General features: G+C 63.0%; 15 protein-coding genes. 5 read left to right on the top strand and 10 right to left on the bottom strand.

What is annotated here, in order from left to right; all coding sequences use genetic code 11:
- Positions 1-7: 7 nt before the first annotated feature.
- From WD012_RS04750 to WD012_RS04725, 6 genes are all read right to left on the bottom strand, one after another.
- Entirely contained in the window at positions 8-2935 is a 2928-nt protein-coding gene (locus WD012_RS04750) for a Spy0128 family protein (RefSeq protein WP_339562642.1), read from the bottom strand.
- A gap of 243 nt (positions 2936-3178) precedes the next feature.
- Positions 3179-4231: a class C sortase gene (locus tag WD012_RS04745; RefSeq protein ID WP_339562641.1), complete on the bottom strand. Its 1053-nt coding sequence runs from the start codon at positions 4229-4231 to the stop codon at positions 3179-3181.
- Between the two features lie 15 nt (positions 4232-4246).
- The gene (locus WD012_RS04740; RefSeq protein ID WP_422614366.1) at positions 4247-5092 is read right to left on the bottom strand and encodes a TrmH family RNA methyltransferase; all 846 of its coding nucleotides are present in this window, start codon (positions 5090-5092) and stop codon (positions 4247-4249) included.
- Between the two features lie 97 nt (positions 5093-5189).
- Positions 5190-5780, bottom strand: a complete 591-nt coding sequence (locus tag WD012_RS04735; RefSeq protein WP_422614365.1) for a type I phosphoribosyltransferase — start codon at positions 5778-5780, stop codon at positions 5190-5192.
- A gap of 150 nt (positions 5781-5930) precedes the next feature.
- Complete coding sequence (locus WD012_RS04730) at positions 5931-7277, bottom strand: DNA recombination protein RmuC (RefSeq protein ID WP_339562638.1); 1347 nt, start codon at positions 7275-7277, stop codon at positions 5931-5933.
- A 44-nt stretch (positions 7278-7321) separates the two neighbouring features.
- Positions 7322-7600, bottom strand: a complete 279-nt coding sequence (locus tag WD012_RS04725) for a metal-sensitive transcriptional regulator (RefSeq protein ID WP_339562637.1) — start codon at positions 7598-7600, stop codon at positions 7322-7324.
- Between the two features lie 179 nt (positions 7601-7779).
- On the opposite strand from WD012_RS04725, the gene WD012_RS04720 reads away from it, so the two are divergent.
- Entirely contained in the window at positions 7780-10365 is a 2586-nt protein-coding gene (locus WD012_RS04720; RefSeq protein ID WP_339562636.1) for an HAD-IC family P-type ATPase, read from the top strand.
- 160 nt (positions 10366-10525) lie between these two features.
- Here the strand turns inward: WD012_RS04720 and clpB are convergent, their stop codons facing one another.
- On the bottom strand, positions 10526-13213 hold the full coding sequence (gene clpB, locus WD012_RS04715) for an ATP-dependent chaperone ClpB (RefSeq protein WP_339562635.1): 2688 nt from the start codon (positions 13211-13213) through the stop codon (positions 10526-10528).
- A 377-nt stretch (positions 13214-13590) separates the two neighbouring features.
- On the opposite strand from clpB, the gene WD012_RS04710 reads away from it, so the two are divergent.
- The 4 genes from WD012_RS04710 to WD012_RS04695 all read left to right on the top strand — a co-directional run bounded on the left by WD012_RS04710 (position 13591) and on the right by WD012_RS04695 (position 18191).
- On the top strand, positions 13591-14406 hold the full coding sequence (locus WD012_RS04710) for an ABC transporter ATP-binding protein (RefSeq protein WP_339562634.1): 816 nt from the start codon (positions 13591-13593) through the stop codon (positions 14404-14406).
- A 2-nt stretch (positions 14407-14408) separates the two neighbouring features.
- Positions 14409-17075: an ABC transporter permease gene (locus tag WD012_RS04705; RefSeq protein ID WP_339562633.1), complete on the top strand. Its 2667-nt coding sequence runs from the start codon at positions 14409-14411 to the stop codon at positions 17073-17075.
- Positions 17076-17248: 173 nt separating this feature from the next.
- A complete protein-coding gene (rlmH, locus tag WD012_RS04700) occupies positions 17249-17728 on the top strand; it encodes a 23S rRNA (pseudouridine(1915)-N(3))-methyltransferase RlmH (protein WP_033492700.1) in 480 nt (159 codons plus the stop codon).
- A 64-nt stretch (positions 17729-17792) separates the two neighbouring features.
- On the top strand, positions 17793-18191 hold the full coding sequence (locus WD012_RS04695; RefSeq protein WP_339562632.1) for a VOC family protein: 399 nt from the start codon (positions 17793-17795) through the stop codon (positions 18189-18191).
- A gap of 171 nt (positions 18192-18362) precedes the next feature.
- Here WD012_RS04695 and WD012_RS04690 read toward each other — a convergent pair whose 3' ends face one another.
- The 3 genes from WD012_RS04690 to WD012_RS04680 form a co-directional block, all read right to left on the bottom strand.
- Positions 18363-19181 (bottom strand): fumarylacetoacetate hydrolase family protein, encoded by an 819-nt coding sequence (locus WD012_RS04690; RefSeq protein ID WP_339562631.1) that lies wholly within the window; start codon positions 19179-19181, stop codon positions 18363-18365.
- 76 nt (positions 19182-19257) lie between these two features.
- Positions 19258-20580 (bottom strand): MATE family efflux transporter, encoded by a 1323-nt coding sequence (locus WD012_RS04685; protein ID WP_339562715.1) that lies wholly within the window; start codon positions 20578-20580, stop codon positions 19258-19260.
- Positions 20581-20782: 202 nt separating this feature from the next.
- Positions 20783-21430 carry a 5' nucleotidase, NT5C type gene (locus tag WD012_RS04680; RefSeq protein WP_339562630.1) on the bottom strand — a complete coding sequence of 216 codons (648 nt, stop codon included), beginning with the start codon at positions 21428-21430 and terminating at the stop codon, positions 20783-20785.
- Between the last annotated feature and the right edge of the window lie 488 nt (positions 21431-21918).

Genomic DNA, 21918 nt, shown 5'->3' with positions numbered 1-21918 from the left:
CCTTTCCCTAGTTGTGTTCTCTCTTGGCTATGGATTCTGGTGCGCTGCCGGCCCACGGCGCACTGCCCGACGGACCGGGCGGCCTGGCGTGGCGGGTGCACCGCCGGCGTATCGCGGACACCGCGCACAGCATGGTCGCGCCGGCGGCAAGCGCCGCCGCCACACATACCGCGGTATTCACGGTTTGCGCCTGCCCACGCCCGCCGGCGGAAGGCAATATGGCGACACGCAGGAAGCGGTTGGAGAAGTCGGCGACCGTGCCTGACGCTTCTTGTCCGCTGCCCGTTGTCGGGTCGCCTTCGTCGTCGGCGGTGCGTGAAAGTTTCATGGTCGCCACCAGCGTGCTGTCCCCGTTGTCGCTGACCGTGACGGTCACGCGGAACGCGGCGGCCGACCGCAGCAGACCCGCGCGCATGCCCGGATCATTCTGGGTGAGCACGTACTGGTATGTTCCCGCGCCGGGGAACGCGATGTCCGGGAATGTTGTCTGGTGGTTCTTGGTGGCATTGTCCACGGTGAGGGTAGCGGATGCCGCGCCCTGCGGTGTTCCGGCCGGCAGGGGCGCGCCGTCCAACGCGGTGAGCGTGTAGGCGAAGGAGTCCGTGGACTGCCATGGCCGTCCAATGATCTTGGTGCTTACGCCGATCGCCTTGTCCCCGGAGAGGGTCGGCTGGTAGCAGTTGGTCCACACTATGCGGCCATCCGCGGATACCGCATCGCCGCTTGTCCCCGGCTTCACGGTGATGTTCGGCGCTGATACGGCCAGCGTACCCGCGCCGGTCTCGGTGACCGTGTAGGTCACGGTGTATACGGCCGGCGAGTAGGTGATGCCGTTCGCGCTGGTCACGCCGCTGTCCGGCACGGTCGTACCGTTCTCCCACGCCTGCGCAATGGTGTACGTGTAGGTACCGGGTGTGCTGAAGCCGATGCTGCCGAATGTGAAATCACAGTAGTTCTGCGTGCCATTCATCGCCGCGGTGCACGGCTCGATGCCGCCGGTGCCGCCGGTGCCGATCGAGAAGCGGCCGACACCGTTGGAGGCGCGGACCACGTTCGATGGCAGGGGCGCTTCGACCTGGTAGGTCTGCCCGTCGCTGGTCGTGGTGCCGGAAGCGTTGACGGAGAACAGGAACCGATCGCCTTGACGCCACTTGCGGTTGTCGAGAACCAGACGCCCCTGCAACGGCGCCGATGCGACGGTCGGGGAGGAACGGTTGACGATGTCGATGGAACCGGTCTGTTGGGCCAATGGTTTCCATGTCTTGTCGCACAGGACGATGTCAAGCATGAGGTCCTGCGAATCGTAGTCGCGGTATTCCACGCTCGCCGTGAAATACCGGGTATCCAGATCATAGGTGATGCCCTGGTATTGGAAGCCCGGTGTCGTGGCGTCATCGTCCTCGACGGTCTTGCCGTCGAACACCGGCAGCTCCTGGATGGCATACCGGTAGGTGCGGTGAAGGTCTGCCGCATCGAATTGCGCATCGCCGAACATCACCATGCCGTCGATGGTGTTCGTCTGGGTGGCGGTGCAGATACCGGCGGCGCTGTCGCAAGTGGAGGTGGTGGGGTTCGAGGCTTCGAAACCGGTGGTCGGCATCAGGGGTTCGGACGTGTCCTCGGTCGTGGCGCGCTCCGCATCCCATCTGCCGTACCAGCCGGTCAGGCGGAAGGCGAACTCGCCGGCGTGCAGCGGCTGGACGGCATCGGATGATCCGCGCTTCAGGGTCTTATGCGCCACGAACTGCCGGCTGGACGACATGATGTTCGACGAGAGTTTCAGGCTTGACTCCCTGCCGCCGCGGTTGAGATAGAACACATCCAGGGTGTGGCGGCTGCGGTCGGCGAACGTGTCGGTATGGTCGCTGTCCCACGCGCTGTCACGGTTCGTCATCAGGCCGTTGCTGTCATAGTTGGGCGCTTGAAGGCCGGCCAGCGAGCTGATGGTCGACGTCGTGGTCTTCGCGTTCGACGCGCCAAGGCCTGAGGTGACCGACACCTTGCCCGCCGAGAAGTCTATGGTCAGGCCCGCCGCAGCATGGATGCCGCCCAGGTCGCCGACCAGATGGCCGTCGAGGAACACCCATACGTCATCGTTGCCGGAGAACTCGAATGTCATCGGACGGTAGACGCCGTCCGCGGACAGTACCGTGCCGTTGTCCGGCTGGGTGAAATTGACCTTGAGGTGCATGCCGAACCAGTGGCGGATCTTCTGCGCGGTGTTCGCGCCCTTGGTATGGATGTCCACCGAGCATCCGCCGGCCGCCGAGGAGGACAGACCGGCCGCGGAGTTGAACGGGAGGAACTGGCCGCCATACACGGCATCCGTACAGGGAGCGGAGTACAAGACCACCTGGTTGCCGCCGTCGGCGTCCTTGTTCGGATCGAACGTACTGTCATTGGCGATGAGGGATGCGTAATTCTTGCCGCTGTCGTACGAATACCGTCCGGTCGCATCCATCTGGAACAGTCCGCTGACACTGGGGTATGCGTACTTGTTGAGTCCACCGGAATAGTTGGTGTTGAACAGATATTTCAGCGATTCGCCGCTGCCGGTCACTGTGGTTGACAGCGCCGGCCAGCCATCGCCGTCCAGTCGCGACTGCACAATGCCCTGGGTCAGCGAACCGTCGGACGCACGGCGATTAAAGGGCTGCATCGCACTTTGCTCGCCGTCGGTGAACTTCAGCGCGTGCCCACGGTTGATGCCGCTGTTGGCATACATTGGCTGATAATCGAAACCCGTATCCAAGGAACTGGTGAGCCGGTAGTTGAACAAGTCGAGCTGGCTGCCGGCGGGCTCTATGGTCTTCGACGGGTCGATGGCAGCCAGGGCGGCCGCCTGCGCGGAACCGTCGGCATTGAGCAACCCTGCGGTGAACACGATAGCGACAGCTAAGGCCCATGCGACGATGGCGGCGGTGATTTTGCGCATGCCAGAACGCGCGGCCTGCAATCCCCGAGCCGCACCTGAATCGTGTCCTCTGCGTCTGCAATCGCCACACATCATCCGTCCGCTCCTTCTCGGACCAATCCCCGCGTTCACCCTTCCTTGGGGAAACGCTCTGCATTCTCTTAGTAGCTAGGATAGTCGTTTGATATGTCGAACGGGGGAATTCCGCGTGAATATCATTGTTCGCGTGTCGGTTCTCGCAAGACGAGACGAACGCCCCGATGTTCAAACCGTGCAACCGTGCGACGGCAATACATCCCTGCGATGGCGCACCGGGAGCATCCGGGGACGAAAACGCAGGCCGAGCAGTCCATACACGAGCGTCACCACCGCCACGGCTAGCGCGACGGACTTCGCCTGCCTGGCATCCGGTGTCGCATCATCGGGTTCCGGGATGCTCTTGGGAATGTTCGCCCGCCGGCCGGTGACCAGCAGGCGATGCGTGTTGACGCCGTAAGGCGTGCAGGTCATGAGCGTCACCAGGTCCTCGCCCTTGCGGATGGTGAGGCCGCTGATCTGCGTCGGTTTGATGGTCGTGATGCTTTCGACACGATAGCCGAGCGTCTCGTTCATGATCCTGATATAGAAAGGGTCCCCCACGCGCAGCTCGTCGAGTCGCGTGAACAGGGTCTTGTTGGACAGGCCACGATGCGCGGTCAGCACACTGTGCGAACTGGCGCCGCCGACCGGCAGGCTGGTGCCGTACAGGTGGCCGGCACCGTCATCGAGCACCGCATCCGAGGTGCCATGGTATATCGGCAGGTTCACCGAGATCTTGGGGATGCGGATCGAACCCATCAACCCGTGGCCGACATTGAGCAGCCCGAGATATTCCTGGTCGTTCAGCCAGGCTTCGGAGGGTTTCGACGAGGACCGCGATGCCGCCGACGCAGCGTTCGCGAACGGGTCCGCGGCTTCGCCGATGACGGGCTGCCCGCTTGAGGCAAGACGCCGGTTGTAGGCGCGCGCCTGGGCGAACATGCGTTCCGCTTTGCCGGACGGCCAGCCCATGACGTGGGAGGCGGCATCATCGGCGACCTTGGATTCCTGCATGGCGGCCCGCTGCTGCAGGATGAACGGGGTGAACAGTACGGCGAACGCCATGGAGAACAGGATGAACGCGACGATGGTCGCGCGGGTGTATCGGCGCTCGCTGCGGCGGCGGGCACTCAGCCGGTCCGCTGCGGCTTGGAGGTCGAGCGCCTGGTTCCAGGGCACTGCGGTCGGCACTGTTGCCGGTGCCGCTGTCGGTACTGTCGCGTCATCATGTTTCGTCATGGCATGCCGGTGGTGTCAGGCCTTGATCACCGCGGACGACCCGCTGTCAGCGGCCGCACCGGGACCGTCGATGACCGCATGCTGGGCGACCCAGCTGTGCATGGCGACCGCCGCCGCGGCCCCCGCGTTGATGGAGCGTACGGAGCCGAACTGGGAGATGTACACCACGTCGTCGGCTTCGTCGAGCGCCGCCTGGGACAGGCCGGGGCCTTCCGCGCCGAACAGCAGCAGGCAGCGTTCCGGGAACCGGTATCGTTCAATCGGCACAGCCCCCGGAATGATGTCCAGCGCGATGATTTTCGCGTTGCGCAGTATCTCCAGCCGGTGTGCCGACTGTGCTTGTTCGCGCCGTTCGACGGATGTCAACGTTCTATGCGCGATGGAGGCGCGGATATCGCGGGCATTGGCGCGAGCCTGTTCGGCGGCGAGTTCGCCTGCAATGCGGAAACGCCATGATGCCGCCAGTTCCTTGATGGACGGATGGTAGTCGACGTGCTGGTACAGCTCGGTCATCAACGCGCCTTTGCGGTTCCACTTATGCGGGCCGACAATGTGGACGCGGGAGGCGCCGAACGCGTTGGCACTGCGAACGGCCGAACCGATGTTGAAATCGTGGGTCCAGTTCTCCACTGCGATTTCGAAGGGGTAACGGCTGCGGGCGTCAAGATCGGCCTTGATGGCGTCCACGGTCCAGTACCGGTAGCGGTCGAGCACGTTGCGGCGGTCGCCGTGGTCGAGCAGATCGGTGTCGTAGCGGGGGTCAAAGGCCGGTGTGCCGGGTGTGTCCGGTCGTGGTTCGCCGGGATGCTCCTGCCCCCACGGGCCGACGCCGATCTCACGGAACACCGGTTCCCCTGACATCTGCACCTGCTTGGTGTATTCGCTCGGTTCGTGCACCTGCTACCTGCCTTGCTGCTCTCGTTGCCGTGCCATCCGATTGCCGGCGCGGCCGACGGTATTATTCGCCCCTCAATTCCCGCTCGTCGAATACCTGGATCAGCGGCAGGGTGGTGTGGTGCCCGGTGACGGGGTTGATGACCTCGATATGCTGACGCTCGCCCGCCACATGATCGGCGTCGCCGACCCCGCCGATCAGCGAGGCGACGGCAAGGACCTCGGCGCCCTCATGCTCGACGATGCTGAAATCGAGGCTCAGCTCATTGCCGTTGCGCAAGGTGACCAGCGAGGAGGTCTGCACGTAGGATTTCTCGGACAGCCAGGCGTCGAGCAGGATTACGCGCTTGCCGGCGATGGACGGGCCTTTGACGGACGGGTAGACGAAATCCATGACGAAGCCGTCGAGGTCCTCGCCGCGCGAGGCAGCCGCGAGGATCACTGCGGATACCAACGGGACGGCTGCCGCGGTCAGGGCGCCTACCGCGTCGAAGTCGTCGACCCCGTACCCTTGTTCTTCAAGGGCATCTAGCAGCACGTGGCCGATGGTCGCGGCGGTGCGATGGTCGAACGCCACCGAATACAGTTCGCTGAACGGCTTGCCGCCGACCGCTTGGGTGAGGACCTGCCGCAGTTGTTCACGCGGTTCGAGCATGGCGAACGCCGCTGCACCCTGGTCGTCTCCGCTACCGGCGCTTGTCGCGGCCGCGCTGCCGGCGCCCGCGGCCCCGGTGCGCCTGAACGTCTGATTCTCGCTGTTCTCAGTCATACTGCTACTGTACCTACGCTGCCGTACGACCGCCGGTCAGTCCTCCCGACCGTCAGACTGGACCTCGGGGGCGGTCAGTTCACGGACGTCGGCTTTGTCCGGCTCGATGGGCGTCACGGCGGCGATGACTTTGTTGCCGTCGATTTTCTGCAGCTTGCGCGCGGTGACCAACACGCGCGATTCCAGCGAGGCGGCGAACTGGTTGTATGCCCCCACCGTCCTGGTGATGGCGGTGCCGAGCTTATTGGCCTTGTCACCAAGGGTGGAGAAACGCTCATAGAGCTCGCGAGACAGGTCGAACAGTTCCTTGGCGTCATCGGTCAGGCTCTGCTGCTGCCAGGCGAAGGCGACCGACTTGAGCACCGCCCACAGGGTGACCGGGGACGTCAGCGCGACTTTCTGCGCGAACGCATCGTCCAGTAGCGTCGGATCCGCTTGCAAGGCGGCTTGGAGCAGCGATTCGTTCGGGATGAAGGCGATGACGAAATCAGGTGTCGTGTCGAACGCATTCCAGTAGGCCTTGTTGCCGAGTGTCTTAACATGCTCGCGCAACGCCTTCGCATGGGCCTGCAACAGCTGGTCGCGCCGCGCGAGCTCCTCCGGGGACGCGGTATCGGGGATGGCGCAGGCACGCTGGTAGTCCGCGTACGGGACTTTCGCGTCGATCGGGATGCTCTTGTTCCCCGGCAGGTGAATCACCATATCCGGACGCTGGGTGGCGTCATTCTCGCCTTTCACCACGACCTGCGTATCGAAATCGACATGTTCGAGCAACCCTGCGGATTCCACGATATTGCGCAGCTGCGCCTCGCCCCAGGCGCCACGGATCTTGTTGTCGCGCAAGGCCGCCGACAGCGAGCTGGTCTCCTTGTCGAGCCGTGCCTGCTGGTCGCCCAGCCCTTTGAGTTGTTCGCCAAGCGCGCCCATCTCACGTTTGCGGCCTTCTTCGATATCCGCCACTTTCTGCTGGAGGGCATCGAGATTCTTCTGCACGGGAGCGAGGGCGGACAGCACCTTGCTCTGTTCGGTCAGGGACTTCGCCTGTTCCTGCCGTTTGCGTTCCTCTTCGGCCTGGGCTTTTTCACGCTCGCGCTGGATGCGGATCTGTTCGGCCTGCTGGGCTTGGGATAGCTGGGATTTCACGAATTGCAACTGCTCTTGCACGCCTTGTGTCTGCGCCCGGGATTGCGCCACTTGCGCCGTAAGCTCGCCAATCTGCACGCGAGCGGCCTCGACATCGCCCCGGGCGGCGTCAAGCTCCTGCCGGTTCGCCCCGCGCGCGTCCTGCTGCCCTTTGCCCCTGCCTATCAGGAATCCCGCCACGGCCCCCAATACCGCGACGACAATGACCAGCGCCAGTATCTCAAGCACATTATCGAACATATGTTCTAGTCAACAGCAAGGTGTGGACGCACGGGCGCATGCCGCTATTTCATGAGACGGGACACGGCTTCGGACACCTCGCGCAGCTTGGCGTCAGCCACCTCGCCGCCTTGCTCGACCGCCTCGCGCACGCAATGGTCGAGATGGTCGTCCAGCAGCAGCATCGATACCGACCTCAGGGCCGACTCCACCGCGGCGATCTGGGTGAGCACGTCAATGCAATACCGGTCGTCGTCCACCATGCGCCCGATCGCCTTGACCTGCCCCTCGATGCGATGCATCCGCATCTGGATGCTCTTCTTGTCGCCTGCATAACCGTTCATGGCACTCCTTCCACGCTATTTATCCCAGGAGCCGAATACTCTTGTCCACTATACCCCATATGGGTATATATCTGGAAATATATCACCGATGCCGGCCGACAGGCATACAGCCCGCACGCCGGACACGCCGCCGGTCACCACCGGCTGCAACGATGAAAGACAACACAAGGAGGAGACGCATGGGATTCGACCTATTCACCGCGGTCATCATGGTCGTGCTCGCCATCATACTGACCTGGCTGACGCTGCGGTTCTTCTTCGCCAAGCGGCAAGGCACCGCGGCCAAGCAGGAGCAGGGCATGCAGAGCGCCGACATCATCGTCAAAGGCGGGTATGAGCCCTCGCTGATCACCATGAAGCCCGGCGTGCCGATCACCTTGCATTTCGACCGTCAGGAAACCGGCGAATGCACTTCGCACGTCGTCTTCTCCGACCTCGGCCTTGACGCCATGCTCCCCGGCAACGCACATACCGATGTGCAGCTGCCGGCACTTGCACCGGGCGATTATCCCTTCGCATGTGGCATGAATATGGTCCACGGCATGCTTCGCGTCGAGGACGACGGCAGCGAGCACGACGACGCGCATGAGCACAGCCGACAAACCCATGGTGCACACGCCCCCACTGCCGTAAACGCCAAGGACGCCTTGGAAAACGAGCGCAAGGAGGCCGATGAGCGCCGCAAGGAAATCCAACAGCTCGGTCGTCTGGTCATTATCGGCACCGTGTTGACCCTGCCGGTGTTCATCGTGTCCATGCTCCACATGGCAGGCCACGTCCCCATGCCCGCGTGGCTGACCAATCCGTGGCTTCAGGCGGTGCTTATCACACCGGTCATGTTCTACTGCGGCGCTCCTATCCACAAGGTCGGCTGGCCGGCGCTTATCCACCGCTCCCCTGATATGAATTCGCTCGTGTCCCTCGGCTCGACGGCCGCGTATCTGTACAGCCTGGTCGCCTGCATCGCGGGTCCGCTGCTGCCGGCCGGCTCGCGCGAACCGTACTTCGAATCGGTGGGCGTGGTCATCACGCTGGTGCTGGTCGGGCGTCTGCTGGAAAGCAAGGCGCGCGAAGGCACCGGCAAAGCCGTGCAGTCACTGATCAAGCTGCGTCCCCGCAACGCGCAGACCGTCAGCCCGGCAGTCCTCGACGAGGGCGAACACGCCTGGCACGACCCCGACAACCAGACCACCGTCGGCATCGATGACTTGGAGGTCGGCGATTTGGTAGTCGTCAAGGCCGGCGAGCGCATCCCCGCCGACGGCGTAGTGGTCGCCGGTACACTGGATATCGACGAGTCGATGATCACCGGCGAGTCCGCGTCCGTGCACGGCAGCGCGGGCGATCCCGTCACCGGAGCGACCATCGCGCTCAAAGGCAGCGCGGTCATCCGGGTCAGCCGGGTCGGCGGCGACAGCATCCTCGCGCAGATCATCGCGATGGTCGCACGCGCGCAGGCCACCAAGGCCCCGGTGCAACAGCTGGCGGACCGCATCGCACGGGTGTTCGTGCCGGCGGTCATCATCATCGCCATCTGGACGTTCGCGATCTGGGCGGCTTTCGGCCCGCAGCCGCGACTCGCCCATGCGTTGGTCACCGCGGTCAGCGTGCTGATCATCGCCTGCCCGTGCGCCTTGGGACTCGCCACACCGCTGTCCGTGACCGCGGCGACCGGGCTTGGCGCCACCAACGGCGTGCTCGTCACGTCGGCGAAGGCGCTCGAGCAAGCGCGCAATATCAGAACCGTGGTCTTCGACAAAACCGGCACCATCACCCGCGGAACCGTCGACGCGGATGCCGACCCGGAGCATCCGTCCTACGCTTCGGATACCGTCAAACCCGGCTCACAGCAAACGATTGCAGCATTGCGCCAGGCTGGTGTGCGCACCATTATGTTGAGCGGCGACAAGGCCGAGGTCGCCGGTGCGATCGCCCGGCAGGTCGACATCGATACGGTCATCGCACAAGTGCGGCCGGACGGCAAAGCCTACTGGATCGAGCAGTTGCAGGCGCAGCGCGACGCCGACAAGCGTGACGGCGAGCTGATCGCGATGGTCGGCGACGGTATCAACGACGCCCCGGCCCTGGCGCAAGCCGATCTGGGTATCGCCATCGGTACCGGCACGGATGTGGCCATGCAGTCGGCTGACGTCACCCTGATGAGCGGCGACCTGCGCGGCGTGTTGAAACTCATCAACCTGTCGAACGCGACCATGCGCAACATCCGGGAGAATTACGCGTGGGCCTTCGGGTACAACGTCATCGGCATCCCGATCGCCGCAGGCGTGCTCTACCCGTTCACCGGTTGGCTGCTCAGCCCGATGATCGCAGGCCTCGCGATGGCGTTGTCCAGCGTATGCCTGGTGCTCAATGCGAACCGGTTGCGGCATGCGCGCATTACCGATGATCTGGCTGCCGGCTCCGCGGGTGCCAGTGTGCCGATCGCGGAACCAACCATCATCGTCGACGAGCACACCGCACTGAATCAGCCGTCGAACACCGATCACTATGCCAACACCGTCAATAACACCGACACCAAGAGCAAGGAGAACACCATGGACATGAGCCACATGCATCATATGGACCAGATGGCCGAAGCGACCCCCGGCGACGGCAACACCGCGACCGACCCGGTATGCGGCATGAGCGTCGCCGTGAACGACGAGGCGATCACCCGCACCCACAACGGCACGACCTACTACTTCTGCGGCGAGCATTGCGCCACAAACTTCAGCAAGGCGCCCGAGCTGTTCCTCGAAAAGTAACTGTCCCCAGTCTCTTCCGCTTCTGCCGACGCTGAGTGTGACGTCAGCGTCGGCAGAAGCGGAAGACGGCCCGACGCCGACTGCCCGCGATACGAAAAACGGCCGCCCGCCCAAGCCACATCACAGCTTGGGCGGGCGGCCGTCTGAGTTCAAGCAACCGTCACTTGTCTTCCTGCACGCCTTCGACGGTCACGCCGGACAGCGGATCCTCAGGCATGTCGGTGAGTTCAAGGTGTTCGCCACCGGTCTGGTCGACGAGCACGGTGTCACCGTCATGCACCTTGCCGGCAAGCAGCAGACGCGCCAGCTGATCGCCGACCTCGGTCTGCACGAGCCTGCGCAGCGGGCGGGCGCCGTACGCCGGATCGTACCCGGTGTTGGCGAGCCAGTCGCGGGCCGCATCCGTGACCTGCAGCGAAATCCGGCGTTCGGTAAGCCGCGCGGCCACCTGACGCACCTGCAAATCGACAATGCTGCCGAGCTCCTGGCGGGTCAACGGGTGGAAGATGACCAGCTCGTCGAGGCGGTTGATGAATTCCGGCTTGAAGTGCGCATGCACGGCATCCATCACGGCCTTCTGCTTGGCTTCCTCATCCAAGTCAGGCTGCACCAGGAACTGCGAACCGAGGTTCGAGGTCATGATCAGAATCGTGTTCTTGAAGTCCACGGTCCTGCCTTGGCCATCGGTCAGGCGACCATCGTCCAGCACCTGCAGCAACAGGTCGAAGACTTCCGGATTCGCCTTCTCGACCTCGTCGAACAGCACCACCGAGTAGGGGCGCCGACGCACAGCCTCAGTCAGCTGGCCGCCTTCCTCGTAGCCGACATAGCCCGGGGCGGCACCGATCAGGCGGGACACAGAGGCTTTCTCCATATACTCGCTCATATCGATACGCACCATGGCCTTCTCGTCGTCGAACAGGAAGTCGGCGAGCGCTTTGGCGAGCTCGGTCTTGCCCACGCCGGTGGGGCCCAGGAACAGGAACGATCCGGTCGGGCGGTTCGGGTCGGAGATGCCGGCACGCGAACGACGCACTGCGTCGGAAACAGCGCGGATGGCGTCCTTCTGGCCGATGACGCGCTTGCCGAGGTACTCCTCCATGTGCAGGAGCTTCTCGTTCTCGCCTTGCATCAGGCGGCCGACAGGAATGCCGGTCCATTCGGACACGATCTGCGCGATGGAATCCGCATCGACCTTGTCGGGGACCATCGGGGTCTCCTCGGCGCCGGTTTCCTTGGCATCGCGTTCCTCCTGCTCGGCGGCGGCGATTTCCTTCTGGATGTGCGGAATCTCGCCGTACCTGATTTCCGAGGCTTTCGCATAGTCGCCGTCGCGTTCGCAACGTTCGGCTTCGACTTGCAGTTCGTCGAGCTTCTTGCGCAGGTCGCCGACCTTGTTGTGTCCGCTTTTCTCCATATTCCAACGGGCGTTGAGGCCGTTGAGCTTCTCGGTCTTGTCGGCGAGCTCCTTGTCGAGGTCGGCGAGGCGTTCGCGTGACTTCTCGTCGAGCGCGTCCGCCTTCTTCTGCTCGGCTTTCTCGTTCTTCGGGTTGCCCAGCAGGTAGGCGCGTTCCATCTTGAGCCGGTCCACCTGGCGCTTGAGCTCATCGATTTCCTCAGGCGAGGAATCGAGCTCCATACGCAGGTGCGCGGCCGCCTCATCGACCAGATCGATGGCCTTGTCCGGCAGCTGACGCCCGCTGATGTACCTGTTGGACAGCTGGGCTGCGGCCACGAGCGCGTCATCGCCGATGGTCACCTTGTGGTGGGCCTCGTACTTGGGCGCGATACCACGCAGGATCGCGATGGTGTCCTCGACGCTCGGCTCACCGACGAACACCTGCTGGAATCGGCGTTCAAGCGCCGGGTCCTTCTCGATGTTCTCACGGTATTCGTCGAGCGTGGTGGCGCCGATCAGCCGCAGTTCGCCGCGCGCAAGCATCGGCTTGAGCATGTTGCCCGCGTCCATCGAGCCTTCTGCCGCGCCGGCTCCGACGATGGTGTGAATCTCGTCGATGAAGGTGATGATCTGCCCGTTCGCGTTCTTGATCTCATTGAGCACGGCCTTGAGGCGTTCCTCGAATTCGCCGCGGTATTTCGACCCGGCGACCATGGAACCCAGGTCAAGGCTGATGAGCTTCTTGTTGCGCAGCGTGCTCGGCACATCCCCGGCGACGATACGCTGGGCGAGGCCTTCGACGACGGCGGTTTTGCCGACGCCTGGCTCGCCGATCAGCACCGGGTTGTTCTTGGTGCGGCGGGACAGGATCTGGATGACACGGCGGATCTCCTGATCACGGCCGATCACCGGGTCAAGCTTGCCTTCCTTCGCGGCGGCGGTCAGGTCGGTCGAATACTTTTCGAGCGCCTTGTAATTGCCTTCCGCGTCCGCGCTGGTCACGTGCGCGCCGCCGCGGATCTGCGGCAACGCCTTGCGCAGCGATTCGGCGGTCACACCGTTGGCTTCGAGAATGTCAGCGGATTTGTTCGGCTTGCTCGCGGCAATGGCAATGAGCAGGTGTTCGGTGGAGATGAACTCGTCCCCGAGCTGTTTCATCTCTTGTTCGGCCTGCACGAGCACCGCTTCGAGCTGGCGGCTGGGCTGCGCCTGCGTGGTGCTTGACCCGCTGGCGCTCGGCAGGTTGACCAACCCATTGCGTACGGCGGTGCCGATGGCTTTGATATCTCCCCCTGCCTCCTTGATCAGGCTTGGTACGACGCCGTTCTGCTGGCGAAGCAGCGCGTCGAGCAGGTGCAGGGTCTCGACTTGCGCGTTGCCTGCGGCGGACGCGCTCTGCACGGCGTCGCTAATGACCTCTTGGGCCATATTCGTGAATTGCGCTTGCATAGTTCCTCCATTCGCGCCGTCCGGGCGGCTTCACCCGTGGGCGCTTCGTTGTCTGTGTCTGCTGTATACAACCGATTTCCCTGTCGATTATTCCAAACTTGAGCCTAGTTGACTCAAGTTTTTTCTTTCACCGCGTCGTGTATCACCCCGCGTTGCATATCGTTCCACGTCGCGGCCACGTGGCCGGTGCCGACAGCGCAGATTGGCGCGATACGATGCATATCTGGCATATTCCGTTGGGCGTAATCGTCCAATCATGCGGTGTAATAGAGAGAGGACAGACGCAGAGATGACAGGCTCGGCGAATCCCGATTTACGCCCCTGATTCCTCTGATCCCGCAGCGCACCCGCATCGTCCACTCGACGGAAGGACATCCATGGCACTTCACTCCAGCACCACGCCCGCAGCCGCACCCCGACCTTCCGGCGCCCACGGCGACAACACGGTCGCCTGGGCGGATGACCTGGTGAAAACCTACGGCGACGCCGGGTCAGGCACCCAGGTCACCGCACTCGACCATCTGAGCGTCGAATTCACACGCGGGCGCATGACCGCGATCATGGGACCGTCCGGCTCCGGCAAATCCACACTTATGCACTGCATGGCCGGCCTCGACCGCCCCACTTCGGGACGGGTGTTCGTCGAAGGTCTCGAGGTCAGCGCCATGAACCAACGCCAGCTGACGGAGCTGCGCCGCAACCAGATCGGCTTCATCTTCCAGTCCTTCAATCTCGTCCCCACCCTGTCCGCGGAAGAGAACATCCTCCTGCCTTTGCAGATCGCGGGCAAACCGATCGACCGCGACTGGTTCGACGAGATCGTCGACGTCGTCGGCCTGCGCCAACGCCTTGACCACCGTCCCAGCCAGCTGTCCGGCGGCCAGCAGCAGCGTGTCGCCTGCGCCCGCGCGCTCATGGCACGCCCGTCCGTGATCTTCGCGGACGAACCCACCGGCAACCTCGATTCGAAATCCAGCGCCCAAGTGCTGCAATTCCTGCAGGATTCCGCCCGGAACCGCGGGCAGAGCATCGTCATGGTCACCCATGACCCGCGGGCGGCCAGCTACGCCGACCGCGTGCTTGTCCTTGCGGACGGGCACATCACCCAGGACATGGACCACCCGTCCTACCGGCAGATCCTCGACGTCTTCGCCGACGACGACCAGACCGCGTCGCCCGACATGGAGGCCTGACGATGATCACCATCGGCCTGCGCGACGCCCGCGCCCACCTGCCCCGCTTCATCATGTCCATTATCGCCATCGCCCTCGGCGTGGCCTTTGTTCTCGGGTCCTTCGCTTTCCGAGGCATGCTCGACACCCAGGTCGACGCAATGCTCGCCACCAACGCCGACCATGACGTCTACGTGCGCGGCTCGCAGCGCGACAACACGAACTCGGGCACGGAAACCGCCACCTACAACACCGTCAACGCCGATCTCGCCGACACCATCAAGCATGTGGCCGGCGTATCCGGAGTATCCGTACCCGAAAGCCTGACCACCGGCGTGCTCGTCGGCTCGGACGGCACCGCCACGGCGTCCAGCGGCGGCACCTCCAGCATGGCGCTATCCTCAACCCACCCCTGGCGTTCCGCGCACTTCACGTCCGGCACCTATCCCAAGGGCCGCAACCAGGTCGCCATATCCTCGGACACCGCGAGCGCCGCCCATCTTCACCGTGGCAGCACCACCACCTACGTCTACCCGGCGGCGGGGCCCACCAAAGTCACGGTCAGCGGCATCTTCGACCTCGATTCCTCACAGGCCGGCACGCTCATCGTCGGCCTTGACCCGGCGGTCGTCGAGCAGGAACTCGCCGCGCAGGGCAGTGACACCTCCAAGGCCAGTGTCATCGGCGTCTACGGTACGGCAAACAACGGCTCGGCGCTCACCGCCGACCAGCAACAAGCGCTTGCGGACGCGATCAACGCGAAGCTCCCGTCCGGGTCGAAAGCCGTCGCCGTCACCGGCGACGATTACCGTGAAGCACAGTCGAAAGCCACGCGTGACAGCATCGGCTTCGTTCAGCCGCTTATCCTGATCTTCGCGCTCATCGCCCTGTTCGTCGGCACGTTCATCATCGCGAACACCTTCTCGATGATTGTGCGCGAGGCCATGCACGGGTATGCACTGCTGCGTTCGATCGGCGCTTCGCCACGCCAGGTGTTCACCACGGTGATCGTCCAGGCGCTCACGCTCGGCATCATCGGCTCAGGCGCCGGTATCCTGCTCGGTTGGGGTATGACGGCGCTGATTATGCGGGTTATCGCCATGACCGGCACCACCTTGGAAGGCTCCGCAGTGCCGACACCCGGCGCCATCGGCGTCGGCGTCGCGGTCGGCGTGATCGTTTCGCTCATCGGCGCGACACTGCCCGCGGCCCGTGCCGCGAACACCCCGCCGATCCAGGCGATGAACGAGACCGTGAACCCGGAAAAACCAACGTTGGCACGCGGCATCGGCGGCACTATCCTGGCGCTCGCCGGGCTCGGCATCTGGTGGCTCGCCGTCGCCATCGCCAACACCGGTAACGCTGCGGCCGGGCCGACGCCGTGGCGCGCGATCAATGAGCTGGACACCGGCTGGCCGCTCGGCATCGGCGCCGGGCTGGTGGTCATCGGCGTCATCATGCTTGCGCCCGCCATCGTGGCTCCCGCAGGCAAGATCCTCGGATGGCTGCCGTCGCAAGTGTTCCGTGTGACCGGGCGTCTCGCCACCCGCAATATCGGCCGATCCCGCCGGCGTACCGCCAACACGGCAGCGGCCCTGTTCATCGGCGTGGCACTGGTCAGCTGCCTCGGCGTGATCGCCTCATCGGTGAACACATCGATCAGCTCGGTGGTGGACGACAACCTGCATGCCGATTATGTGCTGCAGTCAGCGAACTACCGTATTCCTTCCGCCGCGCTCGACCAGGTGCGCGGGCTTGACGACGTGTCGTCGGTGACCACGCTCACCGCGACGCCAGCCGTCTCCTACGGCGACAACACGGCCATCACCCGGACCATGGTGGTAGATGATGATTTCGCGCACACCACCATGCCGCCCGTCACCGTGGAAGGCAATCTCGACAGTGCGCTTTCCGGCACGGATGACATCATCGTGGGCAAAAGCACCGCCAAGGACAACGGCTGGCATGTCGGGCAACGGGTGACCGCGACATTCTCGCCGAGCAGCACCACCCAAGCCACATATGGTGCCGAAGCCAAGACGCAGACGTTCACGGTCGCGGCGATCGCCAGCGGCGGCGCATGGGACCTGGGCGTGTTCATCAACGCCGACGAGGCGAAGGCACTCGGCGTCACGCAGATCCTCATGACCCCGCAGGCGTTCGTCACCTTCAAGCCGGGGACGAACCTGACACATGCACGGAACCAGCTGACGAAAGTCGTCAAACCGTATTATGTGATCGCCGTCATGGACCACGACGAATATCGTTCGGCATTGTCCGGTATGGTCAACCAAGTACTCATGATCGTCTATGCGCTGCTCGCGTTGTCGATTATCATCGCGGTTTTCGGCATCGTGAACACGCTGACGCTGTCCGTGTCCGAACGGACCCGCGAAATCGGCGTACTGCGCGCGATCGGCATGAGCAACGGACAGGTACGCGGCATGATTGCGATCGAATCGTCGATCATCGCCGTGCTTGGTACGGTGCTCGGGCTGGCGACCGGTGTCGCCGCGGGCGTGGTGATCCGCGCCTGCTTCGCTTCGATGGGCTTGTCGAACCTGTCGATTCCGTGGCCGCAACTGGGCGTGTTCCTGCTGGCGTCGATTGCGGTTGGCATTCTGGCCGCGCTGCCTCCGGCACGGCAGGCGCTGCGGGTCCCCGTGCTTGACGCGGTGGTCGTCGACTGAGCCACCGCCCGCGCGCCCATCGGCACACGGCTCCCCTTCTGTTTCTGCCGCCGCTGGCAGGTGTCTCAGCGTCGGCAGAAACAGAAGGGGATGGCGGCAGTGCCTTGCACCGCCATACGCTTGGAGCCCACCACCGCTACGATGGGTAGGTTGACGGAAGGAACGCACACCCCATGAACATCGACATCATCGCCCCCGGCCGCATCAAGGAACGGTATCTGCGCGACGCGATCGACGAATACTCGAAACGCCTGTCGCGCTTCTGCAAACTGAGCATCTACGAAGTGGCAGACGAGAAGACGCCCGAACACGCCACGCCCGGCACCGACGAGCTCATCAAGCGCAAGGAAGGCGAGCGCATCGCCAAACATATCAAGGACGGCGCGTATGTGATCGCCCTCGCCATCGACGGGCAGATGCTCGGCTCGGAGCGGTTCGCCGCGAAACTCGACGACCTCGCACTGCACGGCGCCAGCCACATCCAGTTCATCATCGGCGGCTCGCTCGGGCTGGCGCCTGAAATCCTCTCACGCGCCGACTGGAAGCTCAGCTTCTCCCCCATGACTTTCCCGCATCAGCTCATGCGCGTGATCCTGCTCGAGCAGGTCTACCGCGCCTTCAAGATCAACGCCCACGAGCCGTACCATAAGTAGCAGCGGCCGTACCCTACACGAACGGGCACCGGGCACAAACGCTCAAATCGAACGAGGAGGCCTTATGAGTGCAGACATCGCGAATATCAACCACGTGGCACTATATGTCAACGACCTCGAGGCTGCGAGGGACTTCTTCATCACCTATCTCGGTGCTACATCGAACGACGAATACCATAATCCAACCACGGATTTCCGCTCGTACTTCCTGAGTTTCGACGGGGATACGCGGCTTGAGATCATGACACGCCCCGGCATGGAGGACCGACCGAAGCCCTTCGCACGCACCGGCTACGCGCATGTCGCCTTCAGCCTTGGCAGCGCACAGGCCGTGGACGAGCTCACCGCGCGTCTCAAGGCCGATGGATACGAGGTGATGAGCGGCCCGCGCACCACTGGCGACGGCTACTACGAAAGCTGCGTCATCGCGCTCGAAGACAACCAGATCGAACTCACCGTGTGATTCCGCCATATTGCCGGCAAGTACCGGCGCAATGCGCCAGGAGACACCACGCATACCGGTTGCCAAACCGAACTTGCCACTTACTTGCCAGCAAGTGGCAAGTAAGTGGCAAGTTCAGACGAGGTTCAGTCCAATGTCAGGTGCCGATTGGGCAACCAGCCGACCGGACAGTCAGCCTTGCACCACAACATTACGCAGGCTGCCGATACCCTCCACGTGGACGATCGGCTCGTCGCCCGGTTTGAGGCTGCCGGATGCGTTCGGGGTGCCGGTCATGATCACGTCACCGGGCAGCAGCGTGGAGAAACTTGAAATCGCGGCGATCTGCTCGGGGATGCCGTGAATCAGTTTCGCGGTCGTACCGCTGGCTTCCGGTACATCCTTGCCGTTGAGCGTGAACGAGATCTTCGCGTCTTTCCAATCCAGATCGGTCTGGATCCACGGTCCGAGCGGGCACGCGGTGTCGAAGCCCTTCGCGCGCGTCCACATCGGGTCGGCGCCCTGCAGGTCGCGCAAGGTCACATCGTTGACGCATGTGAAACCGAGCACGTAATCCATGGCCTTCTCGACCGGCACGTTCTTGGCGATACGGCCGATAATCACCGCGACTTCCGGCTCGAAATTCATATCATGCGAGAACGGCGGGATGACAATCGGGTCGTCAGGGCCGATCACCGATGTGCTCGGTTTCGAGAAGATCACCATATCCTCAGGTGCGTGCGCGATATCGCTGTGCCCGGTCTCATGCATGAACTGGGCGTGAGCCTCATAGTTCTTCGCCAGGCCGTAGATCTTGGATGGGATGACCGGGGCGAGCAGACGCAATCCGTCCGCGTCAAGCGGGAACCGTTCGCCGGTCGGTTCCACTGGTTGTGCGCCGAACGGGTAGCCGCTGAGCACCACGAGGTAATCCTTGCCATCCTGCTCGTCCTTCTGCACGAAGGCATATTGCGGGGTCTTGTCGTCTTTGGTGAAACGTGCGATTCTCATATCCCACATGATACAAGCCGCCACTGCCACGACCGTTACGCCGTGCGCACACACATGGCAATCACGGTATCAGCAATCACACCGTCTTGCGGGACTCGCCAAGCGAGCGTAGGATTCGCGCTTGCAACGGTACGGTCACCACGAAGGAAAGGATGTCAGAGACCGATTGCGCAACCTGGACACCAGGCACTCCGAAAATACGCGCAAGAATCAACGCCGCCGGGGCGAGGAACAAACCAAGCCTGCAGACCGCCACGAAGGACGCGATAACCGTCCTGCCCATGGTCTGCTGCATCATATTGGACATCATCGCGAAGCCGTTGAGCGGCACCGTGCAGCATTGGATGCGCAACGCCACGGTACCGACGGCAATCACCTGTGGGTCTGATCGGAACAGGCCGATGATATCCGGGGCGAGCACTGCGACGGCGATTGCAATGACCACCAAAGCAAGCGTAGACAAGCGCACGCAGAACCAGTACCCTTCCTTGACACGCCCATACAGCCCGGCACCGTAATTGTACCCACACACCGGCTGAAAACCTTGTCCTAGGCCGACGATAATCGAATTGATGGCAAGCATGACACGCATGACGATCGCCATGGCGGCAATGACCGCATCGCCGAAGGGGTTGGCCGCAAGGTTCACGCATGTGGTCGCGAGCGAACCGGCACCTTGCCGCAACAGCGACGGCATACCGCCTCCAATGATTTCACGCACGAGCAGTATGTCAGGCCTGCCCTTGCGGATATCAAGCCTGACGACACCCCGGCGGACGGCGAACGTGACCAGAAGCATGAAACTGATGGTCTGGCATATCGCGGTGGCGATGCCGGCACCGGCGATACCAAGCCGCGCAACGAAAATCAGCAATGGCGCGACGATGAAGTTCAGCATCGCACCGGTGACCAGACCGATCATGCCGTATAGTGACAGTCCTTGGTAACGCAGCAAGCCGTTCAGCGCGAACGACCCGCACACCATGGGCGCGGCGATGAGGATCGGTGTGAGATAAGCGACGGCGTAGGGGGCGATGGTCGCGGTCGAGCCGAGCATAATCACCAGACGCGGCAAGGTGGCCAGCCCGAGGACCGCCAACATGAGTCCGCCGAGGACCGCTCCGCAGAAACCGACCGCCAACAGGCGAGAGGCACGCTCATTGTTGCGTTTCCCGAGCTCCCGGCTCATGGAGTTTCCGGAACCGTTACCGAAGAAGAACCCGAATGCCTGGAATACGGTCATCACCGAGTAGGCGATGCCGATTGCGCCGGACTGGGAAGTGCCCAGCCGCCCGATGAAATACGTGTCCGTGAGATTGTAGGCGGTGGTGACCAGGTTCGATATGACCGCGGGGAGGCACAGCGCAAGAATCAGGCCACTGACCGGCGCGCCCGTCATACGACGGTATTGCGCGTCGGCGGTCGCACGACGTGGCGTGGCAGCATCCGCATCACGCGCCGGCTTCGCCGCAATATCAGACGCTTGTCGCACGTCTTGATGCCGCTTGTTTCCCTCTGAGATCCCGTTCACCTGACTTATCCTAGCCGCGGGCTGCAACGATACATCTATGGAATCCACCAACTGACTGGAATGCTTCGTATTACATTGCCGTCGTCCGGTCGAGCGGCCACTGGTCAATCCACGTAAGAAGCTTGGTGACGCTCGTCTCATCCCAGGTATGCAGGCGAGGACCCTCTAAATCCCTGTTGTATGGCTGGTCGAACACGACGACATGCTCGCCGGCCTGCCGCAACGCGCGAATATTGTCCGGAGAGTCATCGATATGAATGGACGCGTGCATGGTGTCTTTCAACCCGGTGAAACACAGCGACATGTATGGAATATGGTTGTCGTCAAGCCATTTCGCCGTGTCCGACACCACAATCTGGTGTTGCCCGGATACGAACAGGCGATGTGTGACGACCCTGATGTACACGTGTGCATCGGCGAGGCGTTGCAGCGCCTGTGGGGCACCCTTGATGACCGGCATTGTCGCGTAGAGGTGGTCGGCTTCCGCCTCTTTGTGAGCCTGCTTGTAGGCTTGAACCGTTGGGAACGGCCAGCCGGTGGCGGTGGTCATACCGTACCGGGTCATATCGGGACGGGCATCAGCGCTCATACGCCCGTGCGTAACAAGCCACGCACGTATGGCTCCCGTATAGTCAGCGCACACGCCATCAAGATCGAGGTCCAATACCCGGTACACATCGTCGGCGGACGCATGGGATTCATACTTCGCTGGAACCATTCCCATCCTCCCAGTGTTGACAATGCTTTCGAGAATCTCTCTACAGGTTTCATAGTAACCACGTGACACGCCCTGCGGATAGTTGCAAGGCAGAAGATGGAAATTAACATGTGGACCGGGCATAGGCCTTTGCAGCACCGTGTTGTCTTGGAAGTGTGTCCCTGATTGTGTTGTTGTGGTGCTGTTCTTCCGATGGCGTCTTCGAGCCGGTTTTCGCACGCCGGGGTTTCGTGTTGTTGTGTGGACGTGTGGCGGTGCCGTTGGTCTCTGGTTTCCTGTCCCCGGGAACGATGACGGCGGCACCGTGGGGCGACCGTCCTGCGGTATCACCGGGGTCCCGTGGTCGTGGTGTGGTCGGGGGTGGGTATAAGGAGGGTGTGTGTGTTGGTGTGGGGGTATGGGAAAAAAGAACGGTCCCGGCAGGGTTTGTGCCTGTCGGGGCCGTGTGACGTGTGATGCGGCGGCGTGCTACTCTCCCACATCCTGTC

Origin of the sequence: Bifidobacterium thermophilum (genome assembly GCF_037482445.1) — a bacterium.
Classification (GTDB): domain Bacteria; phylum Actinomycetota; class Actinomycetes; order Actinomycetales; family Bifidobacteriaceae; genus Bifidobacterium; species Bifidobacterium thermophilum_B.
The sequence above is the reverse complement of the archived record's forward strand: the minus strand, read 5'-3'. Positions and strand labels throughout refer to the sequence as shown.

Bases quoted from the DNA above. Each gene is read 5' to 3' on its own strand.
- WD012_RS04710 (WP_339562634.1), top strand. From the start codon at position 13,591: ATGGCACTTCACTCCAGCACCACGCCCGCAGCCGCACCCCGACCTTCC.
- WD012_RS04720 (WP_339562636.1), top strand. From the start codon at position 7,780: ATGGGATTCGACCTATTCACCGCGGTCATCATGGTCGTGCTCGCCATC.
- WD012_RS04740 (WP_422614366.1), bottom strand. From the start codon at position 5,092: ATGTCAGGGGAACCGGTGTTCCGTGAGATCGGCGTCGGCCCGTGGGGG.
- WD012_RS04705 (WP_339562633.1), top strand. From the start codon at position 14,409: ATGATCACCATCGGCCTGCGCGACGCCCGCGCCCACCTGCCCCGCTTC.
- WD012_RS04725 (WP_339562637.1), bottom strand. From the start codon at position 7,600: ATGAACGGTTATGCAGGCGACAAGAAGAGCATCCAGATGCGGATGCAT.
- WD012_RS04730 (WP_339562638.1), bottom strand. From the start codon at position 7,277: ATGTTCGATAATGTGCTTGAGATACTGGCGCTGGTCATTGTCGTCGCG.
- WD012_RS04690 (WP_339562631.1), bottom strand. From the start codon at position 19,181: ATGAGAATCGCACGTTTCACCAAAGACGACAAGACCCCGCAATATGCC.
- rlmH (WP_033492700.1), top strand. From the start codon at position 17,249: ATGAACATCGACATCATCGCCCCCGGCCGCATCAAGGAACGGTATCTG.
- WD012_RS04735 (WP_422614365.1), bottom strand. From the start codon at position 5,780: ATGCTCGAACCGCGTGAACAACTGCGGCAGGTCCTCACCCAAGCGGTC.
- WD012_RS04695 (WP_339562632.1), top strand. From the start codon at position 17,793: ATGAGTGCAGACATCGCGAATATCAACCACGTGGCACTATATGTCAAC.
- WD012_RS04750 (WP_339562642.1), bottom strand. From the start codon at position 2,935: ATGCGCAAAATCACCGCCGCCATCGTCGCATGGGCCTTAGCTGTCGCT.
- WD012_RS04745 (WP_339562641.1), bottom strand. From the start codon at position 4,231: ATGACGAAACATGATGACGCGACAGTACCGACAGCGGCACCGGCAACA.
- clpB (WP_339562635.1), bottom strand. From the start codon at position 13,213: ATGCAAGCGCAATTCACGAATATGGCCCAAGAGGTCATTAGCGACGCC.
- WD012_RS04680 (WP_339562630.1), bottom strand. From the start codon at position 21,430: ATGGTTCCAGCGAAGTATGAATCCCATGCGTCCGCCGACGATGTGTAC.
- WD012_RS04685 (WP_339562715.1), bottom strand. From the start codon at position 20,580: ATGACGGGCGCGCCGGTCAGTGGCCTGATTCTTGCGCTGTGCCTCCCC.